The organism is Streptomyces sp. W1SF4, assembly GCF_003950035.1.
Taxonomy (GTDB): domain Bacteria; phylum Actinomycetota; class Actinomycetes; order Streptomycetales; family Streptomycetaceae; genus Streptomyces; species Streptomyces racemochromogenes.
Genome location: NZ_CP034350.1, coordinates 3,496,392 through 3,522,276, shown reverse-complemented (window position 1 = coordinate 3,522,276; position 25,885 = coordinate 3,496,392). Strand labels below are relative to the sequence as shown.

The following is a 25,885-nucleotide window of genomic DNA, read 5'->3' as shown; positions in this document are numbered from 1 at the left end:
GTGCGGTCCATGACGTGGACCCTTCACAACCTCGATTCGGACACGGCCCGTTCGGCCTTCGAGATCGCCTCGGAGTACGCCGACGCCGCCCTCCTCAACCACTCCGTCCGCTCCTACGCCTTCGGCGCCGAGTACGCCCGCGCGCACGGGCTCTCGTACGACGCGGAGCTGCTCTACGTCAGCGCCCTGCTCCACGACCTGGGCCTGACCGCGCCGTTCGACAGCCACACCCTGCCCTTCGAGGAGGCCGGCGGACACGTGGCCCGGCTCTTCACGGCCGGCCTGGGCTGGCCCCCGGCCCGCCGGGCCCGCGCGGAGGAGGTCATCGTGCTGCACATGCGCGACGACGTCACGGCCGCCGAGGACGTCGAGAGCCACCTCCTCCAGGTGGGCACCAGCGCCGACGTGTCCGGCCTGCGCGTGGCCGACTTCGACCCGGCCTTCCTCTCCGGCCTGCTGGAGCACTACCCCCGCCTCGGCTTCGGCCCCTCCTTCCTCGCCCTGGTCGAGGACCAGGCGGCCCGCAAGCCCGCCTGCGCGGCGGCGTCCTACGTCGCGGGCGGCGCGGCGAAGCGCATCGCCGCGAACCCCCTCGACGCGTGACGCACGGGGCCGGCCGGGCGGCGGCCCCCGGCCCGGCCCGGTCCCCGTCGGGCGTCAGAGCCCCCGCTCGATCATGGCGATCACGTCCCGGCCCGCGTCGTGGGCCTGCTCCGGGGTGATGCCGCGCAGGGGGCCGTCGATGATCAGGGACGCCAGGCCGTGCACCGCGGACCAGGCGAGGAACTCCGCGCCCGGGCGGCGGGCCTGCGGCAGGGCGCCGGTCTCCACGAGCCCGTCCAGCGAGGCGCCGAGCAGCTCGAACGGCGTGAGCCCGCCCGCCCCGGCGGCCGTGGCGTCGGCCGCGTACGTCATGTCGGCCGGTACGTGGAAGGCGGTCCGGAACCAGCCCGGCTCGGTCACGGCGAAGCGGATGTAGCCCGTTCCCACCGCGCGGAAGCGGGCGCGGGCGGCTTCGGCCGGGTCCTGGGCGGGGGGCAGGCCGTCGATCTCCGCCTCCATCGCCAGGGCCACCCGGGCCATCGCGGCCTGCGAGACCCCGTGCACCAGTGCCCCCCGGTCGGCGAAGTGCCGGTAGGCGGCGTTGGGCGACACCCCGGCGCGCCGGGTGACCTCGCGCAGCGAGACGGCGTCCGGTCCGCCCTCGCGCGCCAGCTCCAGGGCGGCTTCGAGCAGCGCGCTGCGCAGGTTCCCGTGGCGGTAGGTACTGCGCTTGGGCGGGGGCGGTGGTTCGGTCTCCGAAGGCATCGGGCCTCGATTCCTCGCTTTATGTGGACGGCGTGAACTTACAGGTATAGCCTACGATCGAGATGTGGACGCCGTTCACATAGTGTGAGGGGGAGCAGACCGTGCAGAAAGCCATTTCCCGCGACGGGACCGCCATCGCCTACGACCGCAGCGGCGCGGGTCCCGCCCTCGTCCTCGTCGGAGGCGCCTACCAGGTCCGCAACGACCCCAGGTGGGCCGTGCTCGCGGGGCTCCTCGGCGAGCGCTTCACCGTCGTGACCTACGACCGCCGCGGCCGGGGCGACAGCGGCGACACCGCCCCCTACGCGGTGGAGCGGGAGGTCGAGGACCTGGCCGCCGTCATCGCCGAACTCGACGGCCCCGTCCGGGTGATGGGCATGTCCTCGGGCGCCGTCCTGGCCCTGGAGGCTGCGGCCCACGGCGTCCCGATGAAGGAACTCGCCCTGTACGAGCCCCCCTTCGTCGTCGACGACAGCCGCCCCCCGGTCCCCGCCGACTACGTGGAGCAGCTGGACACCGCCATCGCCGAGGACCGGCGCGACGACGCCGTCACCCTCATGCTCACCGCCGCCGTCCTCGTCCCGGCCGAACTCGTCGGCCAGATACGGGCGAGCGGCCTCTGGAGCCACTTCGCGGCGCTGGCGCACACCCTCCCGTACGACGCCCGGGTCATGGGCGACACCATGTCCGGCCACCCCCTGCCGGCCGACCGCTGGGCGGCCGTACGGATCCCCGTGCTGGCCATCGGCGGCGGCGCGAGCGACCCCTGGCTCCAGTCCGGCGCCCGGGCCCTCGCCGCCCTGCTGCCGGCGGGCCGCCACCGCACCCTGGACGGCCAGACCCACGACGTGGACCCGGCCGTCCTGGCCCCCGCCCTGGCGGAGTTCTTCGGCGCCGACGGGCCCTCAGCCTGACAGCTGACGCCGGGGCCCGGGCAGCAGCTCGGTGGTGATCAGGGCCGCGACGGCGGCCAGGATCACCACCGGCGTCATCCCCGGGCTGCCGACCAGCAGGATCGCCATCACCGCGCTGCTGACCGGCAGCCGCAGCACGCTCGCCCCCGCCGCGGCCAGCCCCGCCGCCACCGCCGGCACCACCCCCAGCCCGGGCAGCGGCGCCGCCAGCACCCCGGCCGCCGCCCCCAGGAACAGCGCGGGGAAGATCGGGCCGCCGCGCATGCCGCCGAGGCAGAGCGCGTACGCGACGGTCTTGCACAGCAGCACGGCCACCAGCGCCCCCGCGCCCCAGGCCTTCGGATCACCGGCCAGCGAGGCCAGCAAGGCCTGCCCGGACGAGGCCACGTCCACCGGGGAACGGTCCGTGACCAGCGCGTACACGGCCGCGCAGACACCGGCGCCGAGCGCGCACAGCGCCGTACGCGTCACCGGCCCCTTCGCCACGAACGCCGCCACCACCTGACCCGCCCCCACCGCCTCGCGCACGACGGCCGCCAGCACCACGGCCAGCAGCAGCGCCCAGCCCACGTCGGCCGCGTCCAGCCGGGGCACGGGCCCGGGGAGCGTGACGGCCAGCCCGTCGGTCTGCAGGCCGGTCCAGCGCCCGAACCCGGTGAACACCAGGGCCCCCACCCCGCTCGACAGCATCGCGGGCAGCATGACGGCGACCAGCTGCGGGCCGCCCACCCCCACCACCTCGATCAGCAGCACGGCCGCGACCAGCGGGCTCCCGAAGATGGCGGCGATGGCCGCGGCCGCGCCCGCCACCCCCAGCAGCGCCGTGGCCTGCGGGGTGGCCGACCCCCGCGCGAGGTCCCTCAACAGCAGCGCGAAGCCGCTGCCCAGGGCGATCAGCGGCGCCTCCGGGCCCAGCACCGCGCCGAACGGCAGGCTCGCCGCCGCCGCGAGCACCACCCCCGGCAGCACCTTGGTCGACGCCCCGCCCACGGCCAGCCCGGCCGCGGGGACGTGCCCGCCGGCCCCGGGCAGCCGGGCCACCACCAGGCCCACGCCGATGCCGCCGACCAGCAGCAGCGGCAGCGGCCACCACCACGGCGGCCCGTCCCAGCCGAGCGAGTGCGGCAGGCTCTCCCACAGCAGCTGCTGCAACGCGTGCAGCCCCGCGAGGAACCAGAAGCAGACGAGGGACACCGGAATCCCGACCAGGGCGCAGAGCAGCAGGATCCTGCGGTACGAAGCCGTCTTCAGCAGCCCCCGCAGCACCACCGGTTCGGGCTGCCGGGCCGGCTGGGCGGGCCGGCCGGGCTGCCCGGGCTGGGGTTCCGTAGCCGTCATGGACCGCTCCTCTTCTCAGGCCGCCGGGACAGCCCGGTCTCCACCGCTCCGAAGAGCACCTTGGCGACGAGCCCCACCATGATCAGATCGGCCACCATCTGCGCGGTGACCAGCGCCCGCCCGGTCCCGTCGGCGGGCACGATGTCGCCGAAGCCCACGGTCGCGAACACCGTCACCGTGAAGTACAGGGCGTCGGTCCGGCTCAGCGCCTCGGAGAACGACCCGGGCCGGTCACCCGAGAGCAGGAAGTACGCCGCCGAGAACAGCATCAGGAACAGCGGCACCGCGGTGCCCAGGGCCTCCAGGACCCGCAGCCTCGGATGGGCCGAACGGGCGATGGCCTTGACCTGCCAGACGATCAGGCACCCGAAGACCAGCAGCCCCGCGGCCAGCGCCGCGACGGCCACGACCCCGAAGCCGTAGTCCAGCGGGGCCACGTAGTACAGGTACGTCACCAGCGCCCCGGACCCGACCGCCCGCAGCAGGTGCACCAGCACCACCATCCACCCGGAGCCGCCGCCCATGACCGCTCCTCACCGCAGCCTGTCCCTCCCCGCATTCCAACACCCCCACCCCCACCCCGCACCCCACGCACACCCACCGGAGCGGTCAGGACACTGCAGGGGCCCGATCCGGTCCTCGGATCAGGCCCCTGACCTGGAGAAGGCGGCGGGTGCTACTTCGCGCCGAGCGCGTACCAGTACGACTCCTGCACGATCCGCCAGGCGATCTCCAGCTCCGCCGAGTTCCGGGGCCCGTAGATGAGCGTCACGTTCTGGACGGGGTGGTGCACGCCCCAACCGGCGTCGATGACCTCGGCCTCGATGTCCTTCGGGAGGGTCACGTGGAGGGAGCCGTCGTGGTGGGGGTGGATGTGCGCGAACTCCCGGCCGCCCTGGAACGCTTCGTCCGGACCCGACCCGATGCCCTCGGGCAGGAAGAGCGAGCGGGCGTGCGAGACGGAGACGAGCGTGGGGGCCATGTAGACGAAGGGCAGCGCCCGCATCCGCCCCCACAGCTCCTCCTGCATCATGATCGGGGAGATCTGGGAGCCCTGGCCGTGCGGGGCAGGACCGAAGACGCGCGGGGCCGCGCCGGGGCGCGGGGGCAGGGAAAGCACGATGGTGTTCCTTTCCGGCCGACGGAAAGCCGGCCGCGGCGTGAGCGCTCCAAGGAGCTGCGAAGCTGCGGCATCCAGGGTCCACGCATCCGCTTTTGCCTTGCTGGCGATCCGGTCGAGGACGCCCGGGGGTACCCGAAGGACGGCACGCCGAAATGCAGGAAGGGCCTGATCCGCGATGCGGATCAGGCCCTTGACCTGGTCTTACGAAGTCGGGGTGGCGGGATTTGAACCCACGACCTCTTCGTCCCGAACGAAGCGCGCTGCCAAGCTGCGCTACACCCCGATCGTCGCCCTGAAGCTGTGCTGTCCTGGCGACATCGATTACTTTAGCGGACCCTCGGCCTGAGACGAAATCCGGTTTTCGCGGGGGTCCGGGGCCGGGGTCAGGCCTTGGGGGCCAGGGTCAGGAGGGTCGCCTCCGGGGGGCAGGCGAAGCGGACCGGGGTGAAGCGGTTGGTGCCGCAGCCGGCCGAGACGTGGAGGTACGAGCGCCGGCCCTGGGTCTCGTACGTGGACAGGCCCTTCACCCGCTTCGTGTCGAGGTCGCAGTTGGTGACGAGCGCCCCGTAGAAGGGGACGCACAGCTGGCCGCCGTGGGTGTGCCCGGCGAGGATCAGCGGGTAGCGGTCGGCCGTGAAGGATTCCAGTACCCGCAGGTAGGGGGCGTGCACCACGGCCAGGGAGAAGTCCGCGTCCGCCTCCGGGCCGCCCGCGACCCGCTCGTAGCGGTCCCGCTTGATGTGCGGGTCGTCCAGGCCGGTGAAGGCCAGCTCCACCCCGTTCACCTTCAGCCGGGCCCGGGTGTTCGTGAGGTTCAGCCAGCCCGCCGCGTCGAAGGCGTCCCGCATGTCCTCCCACGGGTTGTGCACGGCGCCGACGACCGGCTTGTTGCCGTTGAGGCCGTGGCGGCCCTGCACCTTCTCGATCAGGTAGCGCCCGGGGTTGCGCAGCCGCGGCCCGTAGTAGTCGTTGGACCCGAAGACGTACACCCCGGGGAACTCCATCAGCGGACCCAGAGAGTCGAGCAGCTCGGGCACGCCCTCCGTGTCGGAGAGGTTGTCCCCGGTGTTCACGACGAAGTCGGGGCGCAGTCCGGCCAGGGACTGCAGCCAGGCGCGCTTCTTGCGCTGGCCGCCGACCATGTGGATGTCCGAGACCTGCAGTACGCGCAGCGGGCGCATCCCGGCGGGCAGTACCGGAACGGTGATCCGGCGAAGTCGGAAGGACCGGGCTTCGAACCCCGCGGCATAGGCCACACCAGCGGCCCCCACCGCCGCGATCGAGGCGGTCACCTTCAGGGGGGTTGCGTAACGCGCGTGCATGCCCCCATCGTCGCAGACCAGGAAAACCGATGGGCGCCCCAGGCCCCGCACCTGGCAGACTCAGGGGCATGACCACGCTCAAGGCCAAGCTCCAGGAAGACCTCACCACCGCCATCAAGGCGCGCGACGAACTCGGCTCGTCCACCCTGCGCCTGACCCTCTCCGCCATCACCAAGGAGGAGGTCGCGGGCAAGGAGGCGCGCGTGCTCTCCGACGAGGAAGTCCTCAAGGTGATCGCCAAGGAGGCGAAGAAGCGCCGCGAGGCCGCGGAGGCCTTCGCCCAGGGCGGCCGCGACGAGCAGGCCGCGCGGGAGACCGCGGAGGGCGAGTTCCTCGACGCCTACCTGCCCAAGCAGCTCAGCGACGACGAGCTGACCGCGATCGTGGCGCAGGCCGTCGAGGAGGCCAAGGCGGCTGGTGCCGAGGGGCCGCGGGCCATGGGCGCCGTCATGAAGATCGTCAACCCGAAGGTGGCGGGTCTGGCGGAGGGCGGCCGCGTCGCCGCGGCCGTCAAGAAGCAGCTTTCGTAGGGTCGGCCTTCGTAGGGACAGGAACAGCAGAGAAGAAGAGGGGAGGGCCCCGGCCGGTGATCCGGCCGGGGCCCTCCCCCTCTTTCGTCTCCGTTCGGCTACGGGGTCGCCCCGCCGCCGGCGCCCGTCGGACCCGGGATCACCGGGACCTCGGGCACCGGCTTGACCGGCACGTCGGGGACCGGGTTGACCCCGCCGCCTCCGGCGGCAGCTCCGCCGCCACCGGCCCCGCCGCCGGGCTTGTTGTCACCGCCGGGCTTGCCGGGCTTGTTCGGCTTGCGCGGGGTGGCGGGCGGCTGGGGCGTGTTGCCCCGGCCGCCGCCGTTCCCGCCGGTGCCGCCGTTGCCCGCGCCGCCGCCCCCGACCGGGGACTCCGGGACGCTGGCGCCGACGAAGTTCGGGGCCTCGCGGCCGGAGAGCGCGCCCGAGACGGCGTCCTTCCAGATCGGGCCGGGCAGGCCGCCGCCGAAGACCTTCGGGTAGTACTGACCGCCGATGGTGATGTCCTCCATCGAGATCTTCTTCGAGCCGCCGGAGCCGACCCACACCGCGCTGGACAGGTTCGGGGTGTAGCCCACGAACCAGGCGTTGTAGCGGTTGTCGGTGGTACCGGTCTTGCCCGCGTTGTCGCGGTCGGTCAGGCCGGCCCGCTCACCCGTACCGGAGTCGACGACCCCGCGCAGCAGCTGGTTGATGGTGTCGGCCGTGTCCTGGGACATCGCCCGGTCGCACTTGGTCTTCGGCACCGTGAGCGCCTTGCCGTGCGCGTCGGTGATCGACTCCAGGGCGATCGGGGTGCAGTAGACGCCCCGGTTCGCGAAGGCGGCGTACGCGTTGGCCATCGTCAGCGGGGACATCTCGGCGGAGCCGAGCGCGATGGACGGCTCCTCGGGCAGCTTGACCCCGCTGGCCGGGACCACGCCGAGCTTCTGCGTCATCTCCGTCACCGGGCAGAGGCCGATGTCCGAGATCATCTGCACGAAGTAGGTGTTGATGGACTTCTCCATCGCCGTCCGCAGCGCGTACGGGCCGACCTCGTCCCGCGTCTCGTTCTCCGCGGTCTGCAGCTTGCCGTTGCCGAGCGGCAGGTTCTGCCAGGCCGGGCCCGAGCAGCGCGCCACCGGGCTCGGGTACTCCATCTTGTTCGGGGCCGAGTAGACCTTCGTCGGCTCCATGCCCTGCTCTATGGCGGCGGCCGCGATGAACGGCTTGAACGTGGAGCCCACCTGGAAGCCGAAGTTGGAGCCGCCCATCCGCTTGTCGACGGAGTAGTTGATCTGCGTCTCGTTCTTCCCGAAGCCGTACGGCTTCGACTGGCCCATCGCCAGGACCTTGCCGGTGCCCGGCTGGACCATGGTCACGGCCGTGGCGATCGAGTCGTCCTCGTTGACGTGGTCCTTGATCGAGGCGTTGGCGGCCTCCTGCGACTGCGGGTCCAGCGTCGTGCGGATGGTCAGGCCGCCCTGGTTCCAGATCTTGGCCCGCTCCTCGCGGGTCTTGCCGAAGACCGGGTCGGAGAGGAAGGTGGCGCGCACGTAGTCGCAGAAGAACCCGGCGCCCTTGACCGCGGTGATGCAGCCGTTTTTGGGCCGGGTCACCTTCAGCGTGACCGGCTTCGCCTTCGCCTCGTCCGCCTCGGCCTGCGAGATGTCCTTGACGTCGGCCATGCGCTGCAGGACGACGTTGCGGCGCTTCATCGCCTCCTGGCTGTCGTTCACCGGGTCGTACCGGCTGGGCGACTGCACGAGGCCGGCGAGCAGCGCCGACTCCTCCAGCGTCAGGTCCTTGGCGGGCTTGCTGAAGTAGCGCTGGGCGGCGGACTCGATGCCGTACGCCCCCTGGCCGAAGTAGGTGATGTTGAGGTAGTTCTCGAGGATCTTCTTCTTCCCGAGCTCCTCCTCGACCTGGATCGAGTACTTCAGCTCGCGGATCTTGCGGCCGAGGCTCTTCTCCTGGGCCTCGCGCACCTTCGTCTCGTCGTCGCCGGCCTCCTCGACGAAGACGTTCTTCACGTACTGCTGCGTGAGCGTGGAGGCGCCCTGGGCCGCGCCGCCCTCCTGCGCGTTGCGGTTGACCGCACGGAGGATGCCCTTGAGGTCGACCGCGCCGTGCTCGTAGAAGCGCGAGTCCTCGATGGCGACGATCGCCTTCTGCATGTAGGGCGACATGGCCGTCAGCGGCACGACCTGCCGGTCCCGTGAATAGACGGTGGCGATCAAGCCACCCTCGGCATCCAGGATCGTGGTGCGCTGGCTCAGCGGAGGCGTCTTCAGATTGGCCGGGATCTCATCGAAACCCTCGACCGTGCCCTTGGCCGCGAGGCCCAGCGCGCCTGCGCCCGGGATCGCGATGCCGGCAAGTACGACTCCGGAGAGAACCGACACCCCGAGGAACTTGGCGGCCTGCTGCGGCCCCGTCAGCCCTGCGCCCGAGCGCTTCTTTCCCATAGAGGGCAGCCTACGTTCTCATTCACCGGACACGCGCGAATGCCTTGGCCTAAGCTGTCCCCAACTGTCACAGCAGTGCGGTGCGACATCAACCCCCCGGCTTGATTTTCACCCTTCCCGAATGGGGTGGACTCATGTCCGAATCCCGCCCTTCGCTCTGACGGCGGCTCACCGGCGCTCCCCGATTTCACCCGAATCGCCGGAATGGTCGGGCATGTCGCCGGATCACTCCGTCGGGTGATCTGCCGCTTACCCATAGTCCGTTCGGACCATTCAAGATTGGGCCCGTCGGGGGTGTTGCACCGTCCCCGCCTTCCGTAACGTCCTCAACTGGCAGCGGTGAATATGCCGCTACCGCCGTGGGGGAGCCTCGATTCGGGAGAGGACGGCACCGGGATGGGCTGGGTTACCGACTGGAGTGCGCAGGCAGCCTGCCGCACTACCGATCCGGATGAACTGTTCGTTCAAGGAGCGGCACAGAACAGGGCCAAGGCGGTGTGCACCGGGTGTCCGGTGCGGACCGAATGCCTGGCCGACGCACTCGACAACCGTGTCGAGTTCGGAGTGTGGGGCGGCATGACCGAGCGGGAACGACGCGCATTGCTGCGCCGGCGTCCCACCGTCACCTCGTGGCGACGGCTGCTCGAAACCGCCCGCACGGAGTACGAGCGCAGTACGGGCATCCTCACCGTGGATGTCGACGCGGAGATCGACGTGTCGTACGAGACCTACGCGGCAGCCGGGTAACCACCCGGGCGCCGCGCCGGCACCACTCGTACGTACGCCTACGCTCCTGCGGCCGGAACCCCGGCCGCGAGTCGCTCTCCGATGGCCCGCAGCCCGGCGAGGTCGTGCACATCGCCGGGCAGGGCGGCCACTTCGGCCACCGCCACCTCCGGGTGAAGAGAGGTGAAGCGATCGCGTGTGCGCTGCTCACGCGCGATCACCTGCATCCGCTCGGCGTGCAGGCGCAGCAGTCCTGCGGTGATCTGGTCCACGCCGTCCACGCCGTTCACGCCGTCCACGTCATTCGTGTCGTTCGCGTCGTTCACGTCGCGCTGGTCATGTACGTCGCCCACACCGGGGGAGCCGTCGTCGGCGGCGTCACGAAGTCCAGCTTTCCCGGACTCCTGATCGACAATGCCGCCTTCTTCAAGATTCTCTGCGGCCGCCAGCGCCCGCTCCGCCGACAGCTGTTCCGCGTCACTCCCGTGCACCCGGTTCAGCACCAGACCGGCCAGCGGCATCCTCTCCGCGGCCAGCCGCTCCACGAAGTACGCCGCCTCGCGCAGCGCGTCCGGCTCCGGCGCCGCGACCACGAGGAACGCCGTACCGGGAGCCTGGAGCAGCCGGAACGTCGCGTCCGCGCGCGTGCGGAACCCTCCGAACATCGTGTCCATCGCCGCCACGAACGTCTGCACGTCCTTCAGCAGCGAGGCACCCATCAGCTTGCTCAGGGTGCCGGTCATCATCGACATGCCGACGTTGAGGAACGCCATCCCGGCCCGGCCGCCGACCTTCGCCGGAGCCATCAGCACCCGGATGAACTTCCCGTCCAGGAAGGACCCCAGCCGCTTCGGCGCGTCGAGGAAGTCCAGCGCGGACCGGCTCGGCGGGGTGTCCACGACGATCAGGTCCCAGTCGTCCCGGGCCCGCAGCTGCCCCAGCTTCTCCATCGCCATGTACTCCTGCGTGCCCGCGAAGCCGGCCGACAGGGACTGGTAGAAGGGGTTCGCCAGGATCGCGCGCGCCCGCTCGCCGTCCGCGTGCGACTCGACGATCTCGTCGAACGTCCGCTTCATGTCCAGCATCATGGCGTGCAGTTCACCGCCGCCCGCCCCGCCGCCGCCCTCTATCCCCGGCACCCGGCGCGGCGTGTTGTCGAGGGAGTCGATCCCCATCGACTGGGCCAGCCTGCGCGCCGGGTCGATGGTCAGCACGACCACCTTCCGCCCGCGCTCGGCCGCCCGTACGCCCAGTGCGGCCGCGGTGGTGGTCTTGCCGACCCCGCCCGCGCCGCAGCACACGATGATCCGCGTCCCCGGATCGTCCAACAGCGCGTCGACCGCCAGCCGCTGCGGCGTGTCCAGCCCCATGGTCTCCCCGCCCCCGCTCATTCGGCGCCCACCTGCTTGCGCAGCTCCGCCGCCAGCTCGTACAGCCCGGCCAGCTCCATCCCCGAGCCGAGCAGGGGGAGTTCGTACGTCGGCACGCCAAGGCCCGCCAGCACCGCGCGCTGCTCCCGCTCCAGCTCCACCCGGCTCGCGTGCTCGGCCGCCTGCGTCAGGAGCGGCTCCACCAGCCGCTCGGCCAGCCCGCCCCGCCGCGCCCCGCCCAGCCCCGCCCGGGACAGGGCCTTGGCGATCTCGGTGCGGTGGCCGTCCGCGGCCGCCCGCAGGGTGTCCTCGTCGAGGTGGTGCGGGCGAACCATGTTGACGATCACCCGGCCGACGGGCAGCCCCGCCCCCACCAGCTCGTCGATCCCGTCCGAGGTCTCCTGGACGGGCATCTCCTCCAGCAGCGTCACCAGGTGCACGGCCGTGTCCGGGGACTTCAGCACCTTCATGACGGCCTGCGCCTGGTTGTGGATGGGCCCGAACCGGGCCAGCCCCGCCACCTCGTCGTTGACGTTCAGGAAGCGGGTGATCCGCCCGGTCGGCGGCGCATCCATGATCACGTGGTCGTAGACGAACCGCCCGGCCTTGTCCTTGCGCCGCACCGCCTCGCACGCCTTGCCGGTCAGCAGGACGTCCCGCAGACCGGGCGCGATCGTCGTCGCGAAGTCGATCGCGCCGAGCTTCTTCAGGGCGCGGCCGGCCGAGCCGAGCTTGTAGAACATCTGGAGGTAGTCCAGCAGCGCCCGTTCGGCGTCGATGGCGAGCGCGTACACCTCACCCCCGCCCGCGCCGGGCGCGACGGCGATCTTCCGCTCCTCGTAGGGGAGCGCTTCCGTGCCGAAAAGCTGTGCGATGCCCTGCCTGCCCTCGACCTCCACGAGAAGAGTCCGCCTGCCCTCGCGCGCGAGGGCCAGCGCGAGTGCCGCGGCGACCGTGGTCTTGCCGGTGCCGCCCTTGCCGCTGACCACCTGGAGCCTGCTCACAGCGTCCGAGCCTAACCACTCCCGCTCAGGCATTACGCTCGCCCCCATGACCAAGAAGTTCGAATACGCGACGGTCCCCCTGCTGGTTCACGCCACCAAGCAGATCCTGGACACCTGGGGCGAGGACGGCTGGGAGCTCGTCCAGGTCGTGCCCGGCCCGAACAACCCCGAGCAGCTCGTGGCCTACCTCAAGCGGGAGAAGGCATGAGCGGCGTCGTCGAGGCCCGGATCGCCGAGCTCGGCCTGACCCTGCCCGAGGTCGTCCCGCCGCTGGCCACGTACCAGCCGGCGGTCCGGTCGGGCGCGTACGTGTACACCGCGGGCCAGCTGCCGATGGTGCAGGGCAAGCTCCCCGTCACCGGCAAGGTCGGCGCCGAGGTCTCCGCGGAGCAGGCGAAGGAACTCGCGGCGACGTGCGCGCTGAACGCGCTGGCCGCCGTCAAGTCCGTGGTCGGCGACCTGGACAAGATCGCCCGTGTGGTGAAGGTCGTCGGCTTCGTCGCCTCGGCCCCCGACTTCACGGCGCAGCCGGGCGTGCTGAACGGTGCGAGCGAGCTGCTGGGTGAGGTGCTCGGCGACAAGGGCGTGCACGCGCGCTCCGCGGTCGGTGTGGCGGTCCTGCCGCTGGACGCGCCGGTCGAGATCGAGATCCAGGTCGAGCTGACCGCCGGGGCCTGACCCCTGTTTTGACTCGCCGCTCGCGCGGCTCGGCGCCCGGGCGCCTCACCGGCTTCGCGCCGCCGCGTCGGACTCCGTCCGGCGGTGTGCGGGGCGGGGCCGGTTCGTGTGCCGCTGCGCGGTGCCGGCCCCTCCCCGCCCTTCAACCGTTCTCGCCCTCAGTCGCCGGGCGCGGCTACGGACACGGCGCCACTGCGCCCGCGCCTCACACGCCGGCGAGGCCGGAAGATCCAGCCCCGCCGGGCGTCCGAGGCGCGGGTGGGGTCCGGGGCGGAGCCAGGGTCTTTCAGCCCCGGCGGCGATCGAGGCACGGGTCCGGGCGGAGCCCGGGGAACGGGCGAAGGGCGGGTAGGGGACCTCGCTCCGCGCGGCGGCGCACCGGCCGCCGGTGCCCACCGCTCGCGGCGGCGTACCGTCCTGCCGGGGTCCACTGCTCGCGGCGGCGTACCGTCCCGCCGGGGTCCACCGCTCGCAGGGGCGGACCACCCGGGGCGGCGCACCACCCGCAGGCGGCCCGCCGGTGTCGGACGCGCCCGCCCGGCGTGGGGAGTGGCCCGGCCAGGGCTGGGGCCTCGAACATCGGGCCGGATGGCCGTAGCATCCGGCCCATGCCCAATGGTCAGCACGGTCAGCCCTCGCCCAGCCAGCCGCCCGCCGGAGGCCAGTGGTACCCCCCGGAGTGGCCCGACCGCATCCGCGCGCTCGCCGACGGGGTCCTCACCCCGGTGGAGCCCAGACGTGCGGCCACCGTGATGCTGCTGCGCGACACTCCCGCCGGCCCCGCCGTGCACATGCTGCGCCGTCGCTCCTCCATGGCCTTCGCCGGCGGTGCGTACGCCTACCCCGGCGGCGGCGTCGACCCCCGTGACGAGGACCACCGCATCGGCTGGGCCGGGCCCGGCCTGGACCTCTGGGCGGAGCGCCTCGGCACGGACGCCGCCACCGCCCAGGCGATCGTCTGCGGGGCGGTGCGCGAGACCTTCGAGGAGGCCGGGGTGCTGCTCGCGGGGGAGACCCCGGACACGGTCGTCGGGGACACCACCGGCGACGACTGGGAGGCCGACCGCGAGGCCCTCGTGGCGCGCGAGCTGTCCTTCGCCGAGTTCCTGGACCGGCGCAAGCTGCTGCTGCGCTCCGATCTGCTCGGGGCGTGGGCCCGCTGGATCACCCCGGAGTTCGAGCCGCGCCGCTACGACACGTGGTTCTTCGTCGCCGCCCTCCCGGAGGGCCAGCGCACCCGCAACGCCTCCACCGAGGCCGACCGGACCGTCTGGATCCGCCCCGCCGACGCCGCCGACGGGTACGACCGGGGCGAGCTGCTGATGATGCCGCCGACCATCTCCACCCTGCGTTCCCTGGAGCCGTACGGGAGCGCCGCCGACGCGCTCGCCGCGGCCGGCGGGCAGGACCTGGCCCCCGTCCTGGCGCGGGCCGCGCTGGAGGACGGCGTGCTGGTGCTCAGCTGGCCCGGCCACGACGAGTTCACGAAGCGAGTGAGCCCGGGAGACCCCGCATGACCGATGCCGCAGCCCTCCCCGGCCAGCCCCGGGGGACCGTTTCCTCCGGGCCCGCCACGGCCCGCGCGGTCAACGTCCTGGCCCCCAACGCCTCGGCGATGACCCTGGACGGCACCAACACCTGGCTGGTGTCGGAGCCCGACTCCGAGCTGGCCGTCGTCATCGACCCGGGCCCGCTGGACGAGGGGCACCTGCGGGCGGTCATCGGCGCCGCCGAGCAGGCCGGCAAGCGGGTCGCGCTGACGCTCCTCACGCACGGCCACCCCGACCACGCCGAGGGCGCCGGCCGTTTCGCCGAGCTCACCCGTACGAAGGTCCGCGCCCTCGACCCCGCGCAGCGCCTCGGCGACGAGGGCCTGGCGGCCGGCAACGTCATCCGTACCGGCGGCCTGGAGCTGCGCGTGGTGGCCACCCCCGGGCACACCGCCGACTCGCTCTGCTTCCACCTGCCGGCCGACCGGGCCGTGCTGACCGGGGACACGATCCTGGGCCGCGGCACCACCGTCGTCGCGCACCCCGACGGGCGGCTCGGTGACTACCTCGACTCCCTGCGCCGGCTGCGCTCCCTGACGGTCGACGACGGGGTGCACACGGTGCTCCCTGGCCACGGGCCGGTACTGGACGACGCGCAGGGGGCCGTCGAGTTCTACCTCGCGCACCGCGCGCACCGGCTCGCCCAGGTCGAGACGGCCGTGGAGAACGGGCTGACCACGGCCGAGGCGGTCGTCGCCCGGGTCTACGCGGACGTGGACCGTTCGCTGTGGCCGGCCGCGACGTGGTCGGTCCAGGCACAGCTGGAGTACCTTCGCGATCACGGACTGATCCCGGGGGGCCCCGAATGAACACGCTTTTCCTGACCCTCGCGCTGCTCGCGGCGGCGGGGTGGATCACCTCGACCCTGAACCTGAAGGTGCGGGCCCTGGAGGACAAGGCCGCCCGGCTGGAGCGCCGGCTGGGCCTGGTCCTGGACCACTTCGGCATCGAGGAGCCCGAGCCGGCCGGGATGGACGAGGTCCGCGCCCTGGTGCGCGACGGCCGGACCATCTCGGCGATCAGGGTCTACCGGCGGATCACGGGCGCGGGCCTGGCGGAGGCCAAGCGGGCGGTGGAGGCCCTCGAAGCCCCCGCCGCCGCCGGGGCCTAGTCCCGCGGCGTCTTCGTGCCGTGGAGGGCCGTGTACTCGTCGGCGAGCCACGGCCCGAGGTCGTCGAGGTAGGCGCGGGCCACGGCCGGGTCGTCCACGGGGTCCAGGGCCACGGCGGCAGCGCGCCGCAGCTGGGCGGCCCGCTGCGGGTAGTACCCGCCGAAGACCTCGGCGGACTCGGTGAGGTCGCTGGTCCAGCCGCCCCACCGGGGCATGACGAGGGTGAACGCGGTGCGCACCAGGTGCCGCGAGAAGAAGCGGTTCATCCTGCGGAACTCGGCGGGTTCCGAGGCGGCCTCGAACCGGGCCCGCCAGCGTGGGAGCAGGGCGGCCAGGTCCCCGTTGGCCTCCCGGGCGAGCAGGCTGTCGGGCCGGTAGCGGGGCAGGTGCTCGGCCAGGTCGTCGCCGAGCAGCGGGGTGCACAGGCAGGCGAGGAACCAGCCCAGGTCGTAACGTTCCTGCTCGCTCAGCAGCCGCTCCTTGCCGTACAGCAGGACGCCGACGCCGTCGATCTGCGGGAAGTCCTCGTCGAGCCCGCGCCCCAGCACCTCGGCCGTGTCGCGGTCCTCGTCGCCCGGCTCCCGGTGCAGGGCGATCAGCAGGTCGAGGTCGCTGCGCCCCGGCCGGGCCGTCCCGCGCGGTACGGAGCCGTAGAGGTAGGCGCTGTGCAGGCGGCGCCCGTACGCCTCCGCGACCCGGCCCCGCGTGGCCGCGACCAGGGCCGCGAACTCGGGCTGGACCCGGCCGAGGGATCCCTCCCGCTCCAGGTATCCGTACGCGTCCAGTCCTCTGCGCTCCATGGCCCTACTCTGCCCGCCCGGGGCGCTGACCGGCGGTTCTTCAACGGCCGGTCCTGCCGGGCCGTGCGTGCCGTGCCACCCCGGAACGCGCGCGGGGGCCCCGTCCGCACCCGGACGGGGCCCCTGCGCGAAGACGTGCCCAGCCGTCAGCGCGAGCGCTTGGCGAGCCGCTCCACGTCCAGCAGGATCACGGCACGCGCCTCCAGGCGCAGCCAGCCGCGGCCCGCGAAGTCGGCCAGGGCCTTGTTCACGGTCTCGCGGGAGGCGCCGACGAGCTGCGCCAGCTCCTCCTGGGTGAGGTCGTGCACGACGTGGATGCCCTCTTCCGACTGCACGCCGAAGCGGCGCGACAGGTCGAGGAGCGCCCGGGCGACGCGGCCCGGAACGTCGGAGAAGACCAGGTCGGACATCTGGTCGTTGGTCTTGCGCAGGCGCCGGGCGACGGCGCGCAGCAGCGCGGTCGCGACCTCGGGCCGGGCGTTCAGCCACGGCTGGAGGTCACCGTGGCCGAGGCCGAGGAGCTTGACCTCGGTCAGCGCGGTGGCGGTGGCGGTGCGCGGGCCCGGGTCGAAGAGCGACAGCTCGCCGATCAGCTCGCCGGGACCGAGGACGGCCAGCATGTTCTCGCGGCCGTCGGGGGAGGTGCGGTGGAGCTTCACCTTGCCCTCGGTCACGACGTACAGCCGGTCGCCGGGGTCGCCCTCGTGGAACAGGGCGTCGCCGCGTGCGAGGGTCACCTCGGCCATGGAGGCGCGGAGCTCCGCGGCCTGCTCGTCATCGAGCGCCGCGAAGAGCGGGGCGCGCCGCAGAACGTCGTCCACGAGTCTCTCTCCTATGTCGACCAGCCAGTGGGGACCGCTCCCCATTTTGCCGGACGGCTCAAACAGTGCGATCAATCACAAGGATGCCGGACGGATGGGCGTGCTGTGCGGCGAGAGGCCGATCGGGGTGGTGTTACCTGAGGTCCGGGCGGGTGTCGGCGGCCGGGCTTAGGCTGGCCGGGTGTCCAATAGGCCGGTGAGAGCACAGGCCAAGGGGTCCGCGGGAGTGACGGGGACCCCGAATTCAGCCGTGGGCGAACAAGCCCCTGTGGAGGCGTCCGAAAAGGTGCGACCTGTCCCGTTGGGTAAAGGTTCGGCCAAGAAACCGGGGGCGGCGAAGCCGGAATCCCGTCTCGCGATGGTCCGCCGGGCGCGCCGCATCAACCGCGAGCTCGCCGAGGTGTACCCGTACGCCCATCCGGAGCTGGACTTCCGCAATCCCTTCGAGCTGCTCGTCGCCACGGTCCTCTCCGCGCAGACGACCGACCTGCGCGTGAACCAGACGACCCCCGCCCTCTTCGCCGCCTACCCGACCCCCGAGGACATGGCCGAGGCCGTGCCCGAGGAGCTGGAGGAGATCATCCGGCCGACCGGGTTCTTCCGGGCGAAGGCGAAGTCCCTGCTGGGCCTCTCGAAGGCGTTGCGGGACGACTTCGGCGGCGAGGTGCCGGGCCGGATCGAGGACCTCGTCACCCTGCCCGGCGTCGGCCGCAAGACGGCCAACGTGGTCCTCGGCAACGCCTTCGGGGTCCCCGGGATCACCGTCGACACCCACTTCGGCCGGCTGGTGCGCCGCTTCAAGTGGACCGAGCAGGAGGACCCGGAGAAGGTCGAGGCGGAGATCTGCGCGATCTTCCCCAAGAGCGAGTGGACGATGCTGTCCCACCGCGTCGTCTTCCACGGCCGCCGCATCTGCCACGCCCGCAAGCCCGCCTGCGGCGCCTGCCCCATCGCCCCGCTCTGCCCGGCCTACGGGGAGGGCGAGACCGACCCGGAGAAGGCGAAGAAGCTCCTGAAGTACGAGAAGGGCGGCCAGCCGGGCCAGCGCCTGAGCCCGCCCCCGGACTACCCGGGCCTGCCCGCGCCGCCGCTGGGAGCCCGTACGGAGCCCTGAGCGCGGGGCGTGGCGGGCGGGGCGCGGGGCGCGGCGGGGGCGCGCGGCGCCCGGCCCCCGCGCCCCCGCCGGAACGAATCGGGAACCGGACCGCGTTCAGCGGTGTGGGAGACGGTGTTGCCAGAGGAAAGCCGACAGAGGAACGCGGACAGGGGTGCCCATGACGCGCGGTACGCAGGACGAGACCACGGCAGCCGCCCGCGAGGGGGACGGCCTGGCCCTCACGACGGCCGGCCTGCCCTCCTGGCTCGAGCCCGTCGTGGCGGCCGCCCGGACCGTCCGGCCGCGCCAGCTCAGCCGCTTCCTGCCCCCGGAGGACGGCCGGGGCCGCCAGTCCGCCGTGCTCGTCCTCTTCGGCGAGGGGCCGCGCGGCCCCGAGCTGCTGCTCCAGGAGCGCGCGGGCAGCCTCCGCTCGCACGCCGGGCAGCCCTCCTTCCCCGGCGGCGCCCTCGACCCGGAGGACGGCGACCCGCACACCACCGGCCCGCTGCGCGCCGCCCTGCGCGAGGCGGAGGAGGAGACCGGGCTGGACCCGTCCGGCGTCCAGCTCTTCGGGGTGCTGCCGCGCCTCTACATCCCGGTCAGCGAGTTCGTGGTGACCCCGGTGCTCGGCTGGTGGCGCGAGCCCTCGCCGGTCGGCGCGGTGGACCCGGCGGAGACGGCCCGGGTCTTCACGGTGCCCGTGGCGGATCTCACGGACCCCGCCCACCGGGTCACCGTGGTCCACCCGCGCGGGCACGAAGGGCCCGGATTCACCGTGGAATCGGCCCTGGTCTGGGGCTTCACCGCCGGCGTCATCGACCGGATCCTGCACTTCTCGGGCTGGGAGCGACCGTGGGACCGCTCACGTCACGTCCCGCTCGACTGGCACGCATGAGACGGTGGCCCACGTGAACGTGCTGGACATCCTGTTGCTGGTCGCCGCCGTGTGGTTCGCGATCGTCGGCTACCGCCAGGGGTTCGTCGTCGGCATCCTGTCGGTGATCGGCTTCCTGGGCGGTGGCCTCATCGCCGTGTCCCTGCTGCCCCTGATCTGGGACCGCGTGACCGACAACGGCACCCAGGTGTCCACCACCGTGGTGGTGATCGCGGTCGTGGTCATCATCATCTGCGCCTCCATCGGCCAGGCGCTGACCACGCACCTGGGCAACCGGCTCAGACGCCACATCACCTGGTCGCCCGCCCGCGCGCTCGACGCGACCGGCGGCGCCCTGGTCAACGTCGTCGCCATGCTGCTCGTGGCCTGGCTGATCGGCTCGGCCCTGGCCGGGACCTCGCTGCCCACCCTGGGCAAGGAGGTGCGCAACTCCAAGGTGCTCCTCGGCGTTTCGCGGGTGCTGCCCGCCCAGGCGAACACCTGGTTCTCGGACTTCAGCTCCACCCTCGCCCGCAACGGCTTCCCGCAGGTCTTCAGCCCGTTCTCGAACGAGCCGATCACCGAGGTGAAGGCCCCCGACCCGGCCCTCGCCCGCAGCGCGGTCGCCCAGCAGGCCAAGCTCTCGATCGTGAAGGTCGTCGGCACCGCGCCCAGTTGCAGCAAGGTCCTGGAGGGCACCGGCTTCGTCTTCGCGCCGGGCAAGGTCATGACCAACGCCCACGTCGTCGGCGGGGTCGTCGAGCCGACGGTGCAGATCGGCGGCGAGGGCAAGCTCTACGACGGCAAGGTCGTGCTCTACGACTGGGAGCGCGACATCGCCGTCCTCGACGTGCCCAAGCTGAAGGCCCCGGCGCTGGAGTTCACCGACAAGGACGCGACGAGCAGCAGCGACGCGATCGTCGCCGGCTTCCCGGAGAACGGCTCCTACGACGTCCGCGCGGCCCGCGTCCGCGGCCGGATCAACGCCAACGGCCCGGACATCTACCACCGGGGCACCGTCCGCCGTGACGTGTACTCGCTGTACGCGACCGTCCGCCAGGGCAACTCCGGCGGCCCGCTGCTGACGCCCGAGGGCAAGGTGTACGGGGTCGTCTTCGCGAAGTCGCTCGACGACCCGAACACCGGCTACGCCCTGACGGGTGACGAGATCCGCGACGACATCCGCGTCGGGAAGACCGCCGAGCGCCGGGCGGACACCCAGGGCTGCGCCCTCTGACCCGCCGGTACGCGAGCGCGTACCGGCCGGCGGGGCCGCTCCCGGACGGGGGTCCTACATGCGTGGATGGCGCAGCCGCGCCGAGACCCAGCGGGCGCGGCGGCGGAGGATGCGCGGAATCCCGAGCCGGGGGTCGTGGTCGTCCCGGCCGGTCCTGTCGTGCGTGCCCGGCACCCTGGCCGAGCGGCGTTCGCGTGCGGTGTCACCGTGGTCGTGCGTCCAGCCCATACAACGAGCTGTGCCCGGGGTCCAAGGTCCGTAATCCCGTCCGGGGCGGCCAATTGGCCTATGCGCCGGGCAATTGAATGACCGTAGGACCACCGTACGAGTGACCGGACGGCCCGTCAGGCGGGTTTGCCCCGGGCCCCTGCGACGGTTCGTCAGCGGTCGGGTTCGGGGTCCTTCAGCCAGTTCAGCAGCTCGGTGGTGAAGCCGTCCGGGTCCTCCTCGTGCGGGAAGTGCCCCAGGCCGTCGAAGAGCCGCCAGCGGTACGGGGCTTCGACGTACTCCCCGGAACCGGCCGAGCTGCGGGTGCGCATCACCGGGTCCAGCGAGCCGTGCAGGTGCAGCGTGGGCACCCGTACGGGCCGCTTCATCCGGCGGTAGAACTGGAGCCCGTCCGGGCGGGCCATCGAGCGCATCATCCAGCGGTAGGGCTCGACGGAGCAGTGCGCGGTGGACGGGATGCACATCGCCCGCCGGTACACGTCCAGATCGGCGTCCTCCGGGAGCAGCGGCCCGGACCAGTCGCGGATCAGCTCCGCGACGAGGGCCCCGTCGTCGGCGACGAGCTGCCGCTCGGGGATGAACGGCCGCTGGAACCCCCAGATGTGGGAACTCGCCCGGGTCTGGCCGAAGTCGGCCATCATCGCCGAGCGCCAGCGACGCGGGTGCGGCATGGAGGAGACGACCAGCCGGCGCACCAGCTTGGGCCGCATCACGGCCGCCGTCCAGGCGAGGTAGCCGCCCAGGTCGTGCCCGACGAGGGCGGCGTCCGGTTCGCCGAGGGAGCGCACGACCCCGGTGATGTCCAGGGCCAGGTTCGCAGGGTCGTAGCCGCGCGGGGTGCGGTCGCTGCCGCCCACCCCGCGCAGATCCATGGCCACCGCCCGGTACCCGGCGTCCGCGAGGGCGGCCAGCTGGTGCCGCCAGGTCCACCAGAACTGCGGGAAGCCGTGCAGGAGCAGCACCAGCGGCCCGTCACCGGCCTCCGCGACGTGGAAGCGGGCGCCGTTGGCGGCGACGTCCCGGTGCGTCACCGCCCGCCCGCCGGGCAGGTCGAGCCGTACCGCCGTGGCGGCGGTGGGCGGAGTGCCGGAGTCGGCCGAGGGCGCTGTCATGAGGACGAGCGTGCCACACCCACAGCCTGGTCACTCACCGGCCGCGGGTGCGGCTTGACGGTTCCCACCAGCGCGGCGGTCTGCTTGACGGAGTCCATGGTCTTCACCGGCGGCTTGATCTTCTTGAACTTCGTCACCGCCAGGAGCCCGACGAGGCCCGCGAGCAGCCAGAACGCGCCGCCGACGATGAGGAAGGACCAGGCCAGGCCGAGACCGAGATTGTGGATGCCGTAGGCCGCGGCGAAACTCAGTACGGGGAGGGAGAAGAGCAGGAGCACGCCCGCCGCGATGGCGGCGCCGCTGCCGATGCCCGCGCGCTTGACGTCCTGCTTGATCTCGACCTTGGCGAGGGCGATCTCGTCGTGCACCAGGGCGGACATCTCGGCGGTGGCCGCGGCGACCAGCTGGCCGAGTGTGCGCTCGGCTCCCGGAGCCCCTTGGTCCACTGCGCTCATCTCTGTCTCCCTCTGTCGTCGTCTGCCGGCGGCTGTCCTCCGTCGTCCCTCAGATCATGCCGGACGGTCGGCGCCGGCGCTGGACCCGCCCGCCGGTTCTCCGGCGGCCGGGTTCGCGTCCGAGCCCCGCGCGAGGGCCACGGCCGCGGCCCTGCGGCGGTGTTCGGCGGCCTTCTCCTCGTGGATCCGAGCCATCCGCAGGTGGTAGTCCGGGTTGTCCTGCTCGTAGACGTCGGGGATCCCGTCGAGGTCCTCGTCGCGCTCCTCGGCCTCCGTCAGGGCCCGGTACGTGCGGTTGCGGAGCTTGAGCATGACGCTCGCGACGATCGCCGCGACGAGGGAGCCGATGAGTACGGCGGCCTTGACCTCGTCGGTGAGGACCTCGTCGCCGGCGAAGGCGAGTTCGCCGATCAGCAGGGAGACGGTGAAGCCGATGCCGGCGAGGGAGGCCACGGCGAGCACGTCGGGCCAGGCGAGGTCCTCGTTGAGCTCGGCCCGGGTGAAGCGGGCGGCCAGCCAGGTGCCGCCGACGATGCCGACGGCCTTGCCGACGACGAGGCCGAGCACCACGCCGAGGGTCTCGGGGCGGGTGAAGACCTGTGCGATGGATTCGTCCGAAAGGGAGACCCCGGCGGAGAAGAGGGCGAAGAGCGGAACCGCCAGCCCGGCGGACAGGGGGCGCACCAGGTGCTCGATGTGCTCGCCGGGGGAGTGTTCCTCGCCGTCCCGGCGGGTGCAGCGGAGCATCAGGCCCATGGCCACGCCGGCGATGGTGGCGTGGACGCCGCTGTTGTACATCAGGCCCCAGATGACCAGGGCGAGGGGGACGTAGACGTACCAGCCGCGGACGCCGGCGCGCAGCAGGAACCAGAAGAGGACCAGGCCCGCGACGGCGCCGCCGAGGGCGGCGAAGTTCAGGTCGCTGGTGAAGAACACCGCGATGATCAGGATGGCGAACAGGTCGTCAACCACGGCCAGCGTCAGCAGGAAGGCGCGCAGCGCGGAGGGCAGTGAGGTGCCGATGACCGCGAGGACGGCGAGGGCGAAGGCGATGTCGGTGGCGGTCGGGACGGCCCAGCCGGAGGTGGAGCCGTTCCCCAGGGTGTTGACCAGCAGGTAGACGAGGGCGGGGACGGCCATGCCACATATCGCGGCGATCACCGGGAGGGCGGCCGCCTTGGGGTCGCGCAGGTCGCCCGCGACGAGTTCGCGCTTGAGCTCGATGCCGGCGACGAAGAAGAAGACCGCGAGGAGTCCGTCGGCCGCCCAGTGCTGGAGGGAGAGGTCCAGGCCGAGGGCGGCGGGGCCGATGTGGAAGGACCGGACGGTGTCGTAGCTCGCGGAGACGGCGGGGATGTTCGCCCACAGGAGGGCGGCGATCGCGGCCACCAGCAGCAGCACGCCGCCGACGGTCTCCGTGCGCAGGGCGTCCGCGACGAAGCGGCGCTCGGGCAGGGAGAGGCGGCCGAGCAGTTTGCGGCGGGGGGTGGGCGTTGCCACGGAGGAACCTCCGGTCGGTCGACGGCATGACACATGCAGTTGCCGACCAGACTTCCCGGCGCACCCTGAGACTTAGAACGTCACATCTTGACGCTTTTCATATTTTACAGGGTCCGTCTTACAGGGCCCGTTCGGTCGTATCGGGCGATCTTCACCTTAAACGCGCGGGGGGCGTCCGGCGCGTTGTGCGCCGGACGCCCCCAGGGCTCGGACGGCCCGTGGCCGGCCGGTGCTCAGTCCTCGTCGGAGGAGCTGGGCAGCTTCGTCTGGATCAGGTCCATCACCGAGGAATCCGCCAGCGTGGTGACGTCGCCGACCGCGCGGTTCTCCGCAACGTCACGCAGCAGACGGCGCATGATCTTGCCGGAGCGGGTCTTCGGGAGCTCCGCCACCGGCAGGATCCGCTTGGGCTTGGCGATCGGGCCGAGGGTGGTGCCGACGTGGTTGCGCAGCTCGGCGACCAGGCCCTCGGTCTCCGAGGCGGTGCCGCGCAGGATCACGAACGCCACGATGGCCTGCCCCGTCGTCTCGTCGGCCGCGCCGACCACCGCCGCCTCGGCGACGGAGGGGTGCGAGACGAGCGCCGACTCCACCTCGGTGGTGGAGATGTTGTGGCCCGAGACGAGCATGACGTCGTCGACCCGGCCGAGCAGCCAGATGTCGCCGTCGTCGTCCTTCTTGGCGCCGTCGCCCGCGAAGTACTTGCCCTCGAAGCGCGACCAGTAGGTGTCGATGAACCGCTGGTCGTCACCCCAGATGGTGCGCAGCATCGACGGCCACGGCTCGGTGAGCACCAGGTAGCCGCCACCGCCGTCGGGGACCTCGTTGGCCTCGTCGTCCACCACGGTGGCCGAGATGCCGGGCAGCGCGCGCTGCGCCGAGCCGGGCTTGGTCGCGGTGACGCCCGGCAGCGGGGAGATCATCATGGCGCCGGTCTCGGTCTGCCACCACGTGTCCACGATCGGGCAGCGGTCGCCGCCGATGTGCTTGCGGTACCAGATCCAGGCCTCGGGGTTGATCGGCTCGCCGACCGAGCCCAGCACGCGCAGGCTCGACAGGTCGAACTTCGCGGGGATGTCGTCGCCCCACTTCATGAACGTACGGATCGCCGTGGGCGCGGTGTAGAGGATGGTGACGCCGTACTTCTGCACGACCTCCCAGAACCGGCCCTGGTGCGGGGTGTCCGGCGTGCCCTCGTACATGACCTGGGTGGCACCGTTGGCGAGCGGGCCGTAGACGATGTACGAGTGCCCGGTGACCCAGCCGATGTCGGCGGTACACCAGTAGACGTCGGTCTCCGGCTTGAGGTCGAAGACGGCGTGGTGGGTGTACGCGGCCTGCGTGAGGTAGCCGCCCGAGGTGTGCAGGATGCCCTTCGGCTTACCCGTGGTGCCCGAGGTGTAGAGGATGAACAGCGGGTGCTCGGCGTCGAAGGCCTGCGGGGTGTGCTCCGTGGACTGCCGGCCGACCACGTCGTGCCACCAGACGTCACGGCCCTCGGTGAAGGCGGTGTCCTGGCCGGTACGGCGCACGACGAGGACGTGCTCGACCTGCGGGCACTTGGTGACGGCCTCGTCGATGGCGGGCTTGAGGGCGCTGGGCTTGCCGCGGCGGTAGCCGCCGTCGGCGGTGATCACCAGCTTGGCGTCGGCGTCCTGGATGCGGGAGGCGACGGCGTCGGCGGAGAAGCCGCCGAAGACCACCGAGTGCGCGGCGCCGACGCGGGCGCACGCGAGCATCGCGACGACCGCCTCGGGGATCATCGGCAGGTAGACGGCGACCCGGTCGCCCGCCCGGACACCGAGCTCGGTGAGGGCGTTGGCGGCCTGGGACACCTCGTCCTTGAGCTGGGCGTAGGTGATCGAGCGGCTGTCGCCGGGCTCGCCCTCGAAGTGGAGGGCGACGCGGTCGCCGTTGCCGGCCTCCACGTGCCGGTCCACGCAGTTGTACGCGACGTTGAGCTTGCCGTCGGCGAACCACTTCGCGAAGGGCGGGTTGCTCCAGTCGAGCGTCTGGGTGGGCTCGGTGTCCCAGCTCAGCCGGCGCGCCTGCTCGGCCCAGAAGCCCAGCCGGTCCTCGGCGGCCTGTGCGTACGCCGCCTCGGTCACGTTGGCGGCGGTGGCCAGATCGGCGGGCGGCGCGAACCGCCGCTCCTCCTTGAGCAGGTTGGCCAGGCTGTCAGTGCTCACGACATCTCCCTTTCCCAGAGTTTCCGTTGTCCCCGGGCATAGCTGTGTCTCCGGGCATAGCTCATCAGTCGGATGCCCAGGTGACAAGGGGTAGCCGAAAATTGGTTTAGACCTATATCACGACCGGGAGGGTCGCGGCGCAGGTCCGGGAG

General features: G+C 72.3%; 27 protein-coding genes and 1 tRNA gene. 12 read left to right on the top strand and 16 right to left on the bottom strand.

What is annotated here, in order from left to right; all coding sequences use genetic code 11:
* The first annotated feature begins 9 nt into the window (after positions 1 to 9).
* Complete coding sequence (locus D1J60_RS16290; RefSeq protein ID WP_125821585.1) at positions 10 to 603, top strand: HD domain-containing protein; 594 nt, start codon at positions 10 to 12, stop codon at positions 601 to 603.
* Positions 604 to 657: 54 nt separating this feature from the next.
* Here the strand turns inward: D1J60_RS16290 and D1J60_RS16285 are convergent, their stop codons facing one another.
* A complete protein-coding gene (locus tag D1J60_RS16285; RefSeq protein WP_125821584.1) occupies positions 658 to 1,308 on the bottom strand; it encodes a TetR/AcrR family transcriptional regulator in 651 nt (216 codons plus the stop codon).
* Positions 1,309 to 1,409: 101 nt separating this feature from the next.
* Here D1J60_RS16285 and D1J60_RS16280 point away from each other — a divergent pair, with 101 nt between their 5' ends.
* Positions 1,410 to 2,222 (top strand): alpha/beta hydrolase, encoded by an 813-nt coding sequence (locus D1J60_RS16280; protein ID WP_125821583.1) that lies wholly within the window; start codon positions 1,410 to 1,412, stop codon positions 2,220 to 2,222.
* On the opposite strand, the gene D1J60_RS16275 is transcribed toward D1J60_RS16280, so the two are convergent.
* From D1J60_RS16275 to D1J60_RS16255, 5 genes are all read right to left on the bottom strand, one after another.
* Positions 2,214 to 3,560 carry a chloride channel protein gene (locus D1J60_RS16275; protein ID WP_125821582.1) on the bottom strand — a complete coding sequence of 449 codons (1,347 nt, stop codon included), beginning with the start codon at positions 3,558 to 3,560 and terminating at the stop codon, positions 2,214 to 2,216. The two genes, D1J60_RS16280 and D1J60_RS16275, sit on opposite strands and share 9 nt — an antisense overlap.
* Complete coding sequence (locus tag D1J60_RS16270; RefSeq protein ID WP_125821581.1) at positions 3,557 to 4,084, bottom strand: potassium channel family protein; 528 nt, start codon at positions 4,082 to 4,084, stop codon at positions 3,557 to 3,559. The genes D1J60_RS16275 and D1J60_RS16270 overlap by 4 nt, the downstream gene beginning before the upstream one ends.
* Positions 4,085 to 4,236: 152 nt before the next feature.
* Complete coding sequence (locus tag D1J60_RS16265) at positions 4,237 to 4,680, bottom strand: luciferase family protein (protein WP_125821580.1); 444 nt, start codon at positions 4,678 to 4,680, stop codon at positions 4,237 to 4,239.
* 212 nt (positions 4,681 to 4,892) lie between these two features.
* Positions 4,893 to 4,966, bottom strand: a tRNA-Pro gene (locus D1J60_RS16260).
* A 100-nt stretch (positions 4,967 to 5,066) separates the two neighbouring features.
* Positions 5,067 to 6,005 (bottom strand): metallophosphoesterase, encoded by a 939-nt coding sequence (locus D1J60_RS16255; protein WP_125821579.1) that lies wholly within the window; start codon positions 6,003 to 6,005, stop codon positions 5,067 to 5,069.
* A gap of 68 nt (positions 6,006 to 6,073) precedes the next feature.
* Between D1J60_RS16255 and D1J60_RS16250 the strand changes: the two genes are divergently transcribed.
* Complete coding sequence (locus D1J60_RS16250) at positions 6,074 to 6,535, top strand: GatB/YqeY domain-containing protein (RefSeq protein ID WP_125603877.1); 462 nt, start codon at positions 6,074 to 6,076, stop codon at positions 6,533 to 6,535.
* Between the two features lie 98 nt (positions 6,536 to 6,633).
* Here the strand turns inward: D1J60_RS16250 and D1J60_RS16245 are convergent, their stop codons facing one another.
* Positions 6,634 to 8,982, bottom strand: a complete 2,349-nt coding sequence (locus tag D1J60_RS16245; protein ID WP_125603878.1) for a transglycosylase domain-containing protein — start codon at positions 8,980 to 8,982, stop codon at positions 6,634 to 6,636.
* A gap of 396 nt (positions 8,983 to 9,378) precedes the next feature.
* Here D1J60_RS16245 and D1J60_RS16235 point away from each other — a divergent pair, with 396 nt between their 5' ends.
* The gene (locus tag D1J60_RS16235; RefSeq protein WP_030228569.1) at positions 9,379 to 9,729 is read left to right on the top strand and encodes a WhiB family transcriptional regulator; all 351 of its coding nucleotides are present in this window, start codon (positions 9,379 to 9,381) and stop codon (positions 9,727 to 9,729) included.
* 38 nt (positions 9,730 to 9,767) lie between these two features.
* Here the strand turns inward: D1J60_RS16235 and D1J60_RS16230 are convergent, their stop codons facing one another.
* Together D1J60_RS16230 and D1J60_RS16225 are read right to left on the bottom strand one after the other, a co-directional pair.
* Complete coding sequence (locus D1J60_RS16230; protein WP_125821578.1) at positions 9,768 to 11,099, bottom strand: ArsA family ATPase; 1,332 nt, start codon at positions 11,097 to 11,099, stop codon at positions 9,768 to 9,770.
* Entirely contained in the window at positions 11,096 to 12,082 is a 987-nt protein-coding gene (locus tag D1J60_RS16225; RefSeq protein ID WP_125821577.1) for an ArsA-related P-loop ATPase, read from the bottom strand. Before D1J60_RS16225 ends, D1J60_RS16230 begins: the two co-directional genes overlap by 4 nt.
* A 46-nt stretch (positions 12,083 to 12,128) precedes the next feature.
* Between D1J60_RS16225 and D1J60_RS16220 the strand changes: the two genes are divergently transcribed.
* The 5 genes from D1J60_RS16220 (at position 12,129) to D1J60_RS16200 (ending at position 15,421) form a co-directional block, all read left to right on the top strand.
* Complete coding sequence (locus tag D1J60_RS16220; RefSeq protein WP_007264966.1) at positions 12,129 to 12,290, top strand: DUF4177 domain-containing protein; 162 nt, start codon at positions 12,129 to 12,131, stop codon at positions 12,288 to 12,290.
* Positions 12,287 to 12,760 carry a RidA family protein gene (locus tag D1J60_RS16215; RefSeq protein ID WP_125598345.1) on the top strand — a complete coding sequence of 158 codons (474 nt, stop codon included), beginning with the start codon at positions 12,287 to 12,289 and terminating at the stop codon, positions 12,758 to 12,760. Before D1J60_RS16220 ends, D1J60_RS16215 begins: the two co-directional genes overlap by 4 nt.
* A 608-nt stretch (positions 12,761 to 13,368) precedes the next feature.
* A complete protein-coding gene (locus tag D1J60_RS16210; protein WP_125599977.1) occupies positions 13,369 to 14,277 on the top strand; it encodes an NUDIX hydrolase in 909 nt (302 codons plus the stop codon).
* Positions 14,274 to 15,119: an MBL fold metallo-hydrolase gene (locus tag D1J60_RS16205; RefSeq protein ID WP_125821576.1), complete on the top strand. Its 846-nt coding sequence runs from the start codon at positions 14,274 to 14,276 to the stop codon at positions 15,117 to 15,119. Before D1J60_RS16210 ends, D1J60_RS16205 begins: the two co-directional genes overlap by 4 nt.
* Complete coding sequence (locus D1J60_RS16200; protein ID WP_125821575.1) at positions 15,116 to 15,421, top strand: hypothetical protein; 306 nt, start codon at positions 15,116 to 15,118, stop codon at positions 15,419 to 15,421. The genes D1J60_RS16205 and D1J60_RS16200 overlap by 4 nt, the downstream gene beginning before the upstream one ends.
* Here the strand turns inward: D1J60_RS16200 and D1J60_RS16195 are convergent.
* The gene (locus tag D1J60_RS16195) at positions 15,418 to 16,221 is read right to left on the bottom strand and encodes a nucleotidyltransferase domain-containing protein (protein WP_125821574.1); all 804 of its coding nucleotides are present in this window, start codon (positions 16,219 to 16,221) and stop codon (positions 15,418 to 15,420) included. The two genes, D1J60_RS16200 and D1J60_RS16195, sit on opposite strands and share 4 nt — an antisense overlap.
* Positions 16,222 to 16,367: 146 nt before the next feature.
* Positions 16,368 to 17,042, bottom strand: a complete 675-nt coding sequence (locus tag D1J60_RS16190; RefSeq protein ID WP_007264960.1) for a Crp/Fnr family transcriptional regulator — start codon at positions 17,040 to 17,042, stop codon at positions 16,368 to 16,370.
* A 286-nt stretch (positions 17,043 to 17,328) separates the two neighbouring features.
* On the opposite strand from D1J60_RS16190, the gene nth reads away from it, so the two are divergent.
* From nth to D1J60_RS16175, 3 genes are all read left to right on the top strand, one after another.
* Positions 17,329 to 18,156: an endonuclease III gene (gene nth, locus D1J60_RS16185; protein ID WP_241253569.1), complete on the top strand. Its 828-nt coding sequence runs from the start codon at positions 17,329 to 17,331 to the stop codon at positions 18,154 to 18,156.
* A gap of 160 nt (positions 18,157 to 18,316) precedes the next feature.
* On the top strand, positions 18,317 to 19,033 hold the full coding sequence (locus D1J60_RS16180) for a CoA pyrophosphatase (RefSeq protein ID WP_241253290.1): 717 nt from the start codon (positions 18,317 to 18,319) through the stop codon (positions 19,031 to 19,033).
* Positions 19,034 to 19,046: 13 nt separating this feature from the next.
* Complete coding sequence (locus D1J60_RS16175; protein ID WP_125599964.1) at positions 19,047 to 20,249, top strand: MarP family serine protease; 1,203 nt, start codon at positions 19,047 to 19,049, stop codon at positions 20,247 to 20,249.
* Positions 20,250 to 20,303: 54 nt separating this feature from the next.
* Here the strand turns inward: D1J60_RS16175 and D1J60_RS37280 are convergent, their stop codons facing one another.
* From D1J60_RS37280 to acs, 5 genes are all read right to left on the bottom strand, one after another.
* Entirely contained in the window at positions 20,304 to 20,477 is a 174-nt protein-coding gene (locus D1J60_RS37280) for a hypothetical protein (RefSeq protein ID WP_164720907.1), read from the bottom strand.
* Between the two features lie 152 nt (positions 20,478 to 20,629).
* On the bottom strand, positions 20,630 to 21,589 hold the full coding sequence (locus D1J60_RS16170) for an alpha/beta hydrolase (RefSeq protein WP_125599961.1): 960 nt from the start codon (positions 21,587 to 21,589) through the stop codon (positions 20,630 to 20,632).
* The gene (locus D1J60_RS16165; RefSeq protein WP_125599958.1) at positions 21,586 to 22,044 is read right to left on the bottom strand and encodes a phage holin family protein; all 459 of its coding nucleotides are present in this window, start codon (positions 22,042 to 22,044) and stop codon (positions 21,586 to 21,588) included. Before D1J60_RS16165 ends, D1J60_RS16170 begins: the two co-directional genes overlap by 4 nt.
* Before the next feature lie 54 nt (positions 22,045 to 22,098).
* Positions 22,099 to 23,544 carry a Na+/H+ antiporter NhaA gene (gene nhaA, locus D1J60_RS16160; RefSeq protein ID WP_125821572.1) on the bottom strand — a complete coding sequence of 482 codons (1,446 nt, stop codon included), beginning with the start codon at positions 23,542 to 23,544 and terminating at the stop codon, positions 22,099 to 22,101.
* 233 nt (positions 23,545 to 23,777) lie between these two features.
* A complete protein-coding gene (acs, locus tag D1J60_RS16155) occupies positions 23,778 to 25,733 on the bottom strand; it encodes an acetate--CoA ligase (RefSeq protein ID WP_125821571.1) in 1,956 nt (651 codons plus the stop codon).
* Between the last annotated feature and the right edge of the window lie 152 nt (positions 25,734 to 25,885).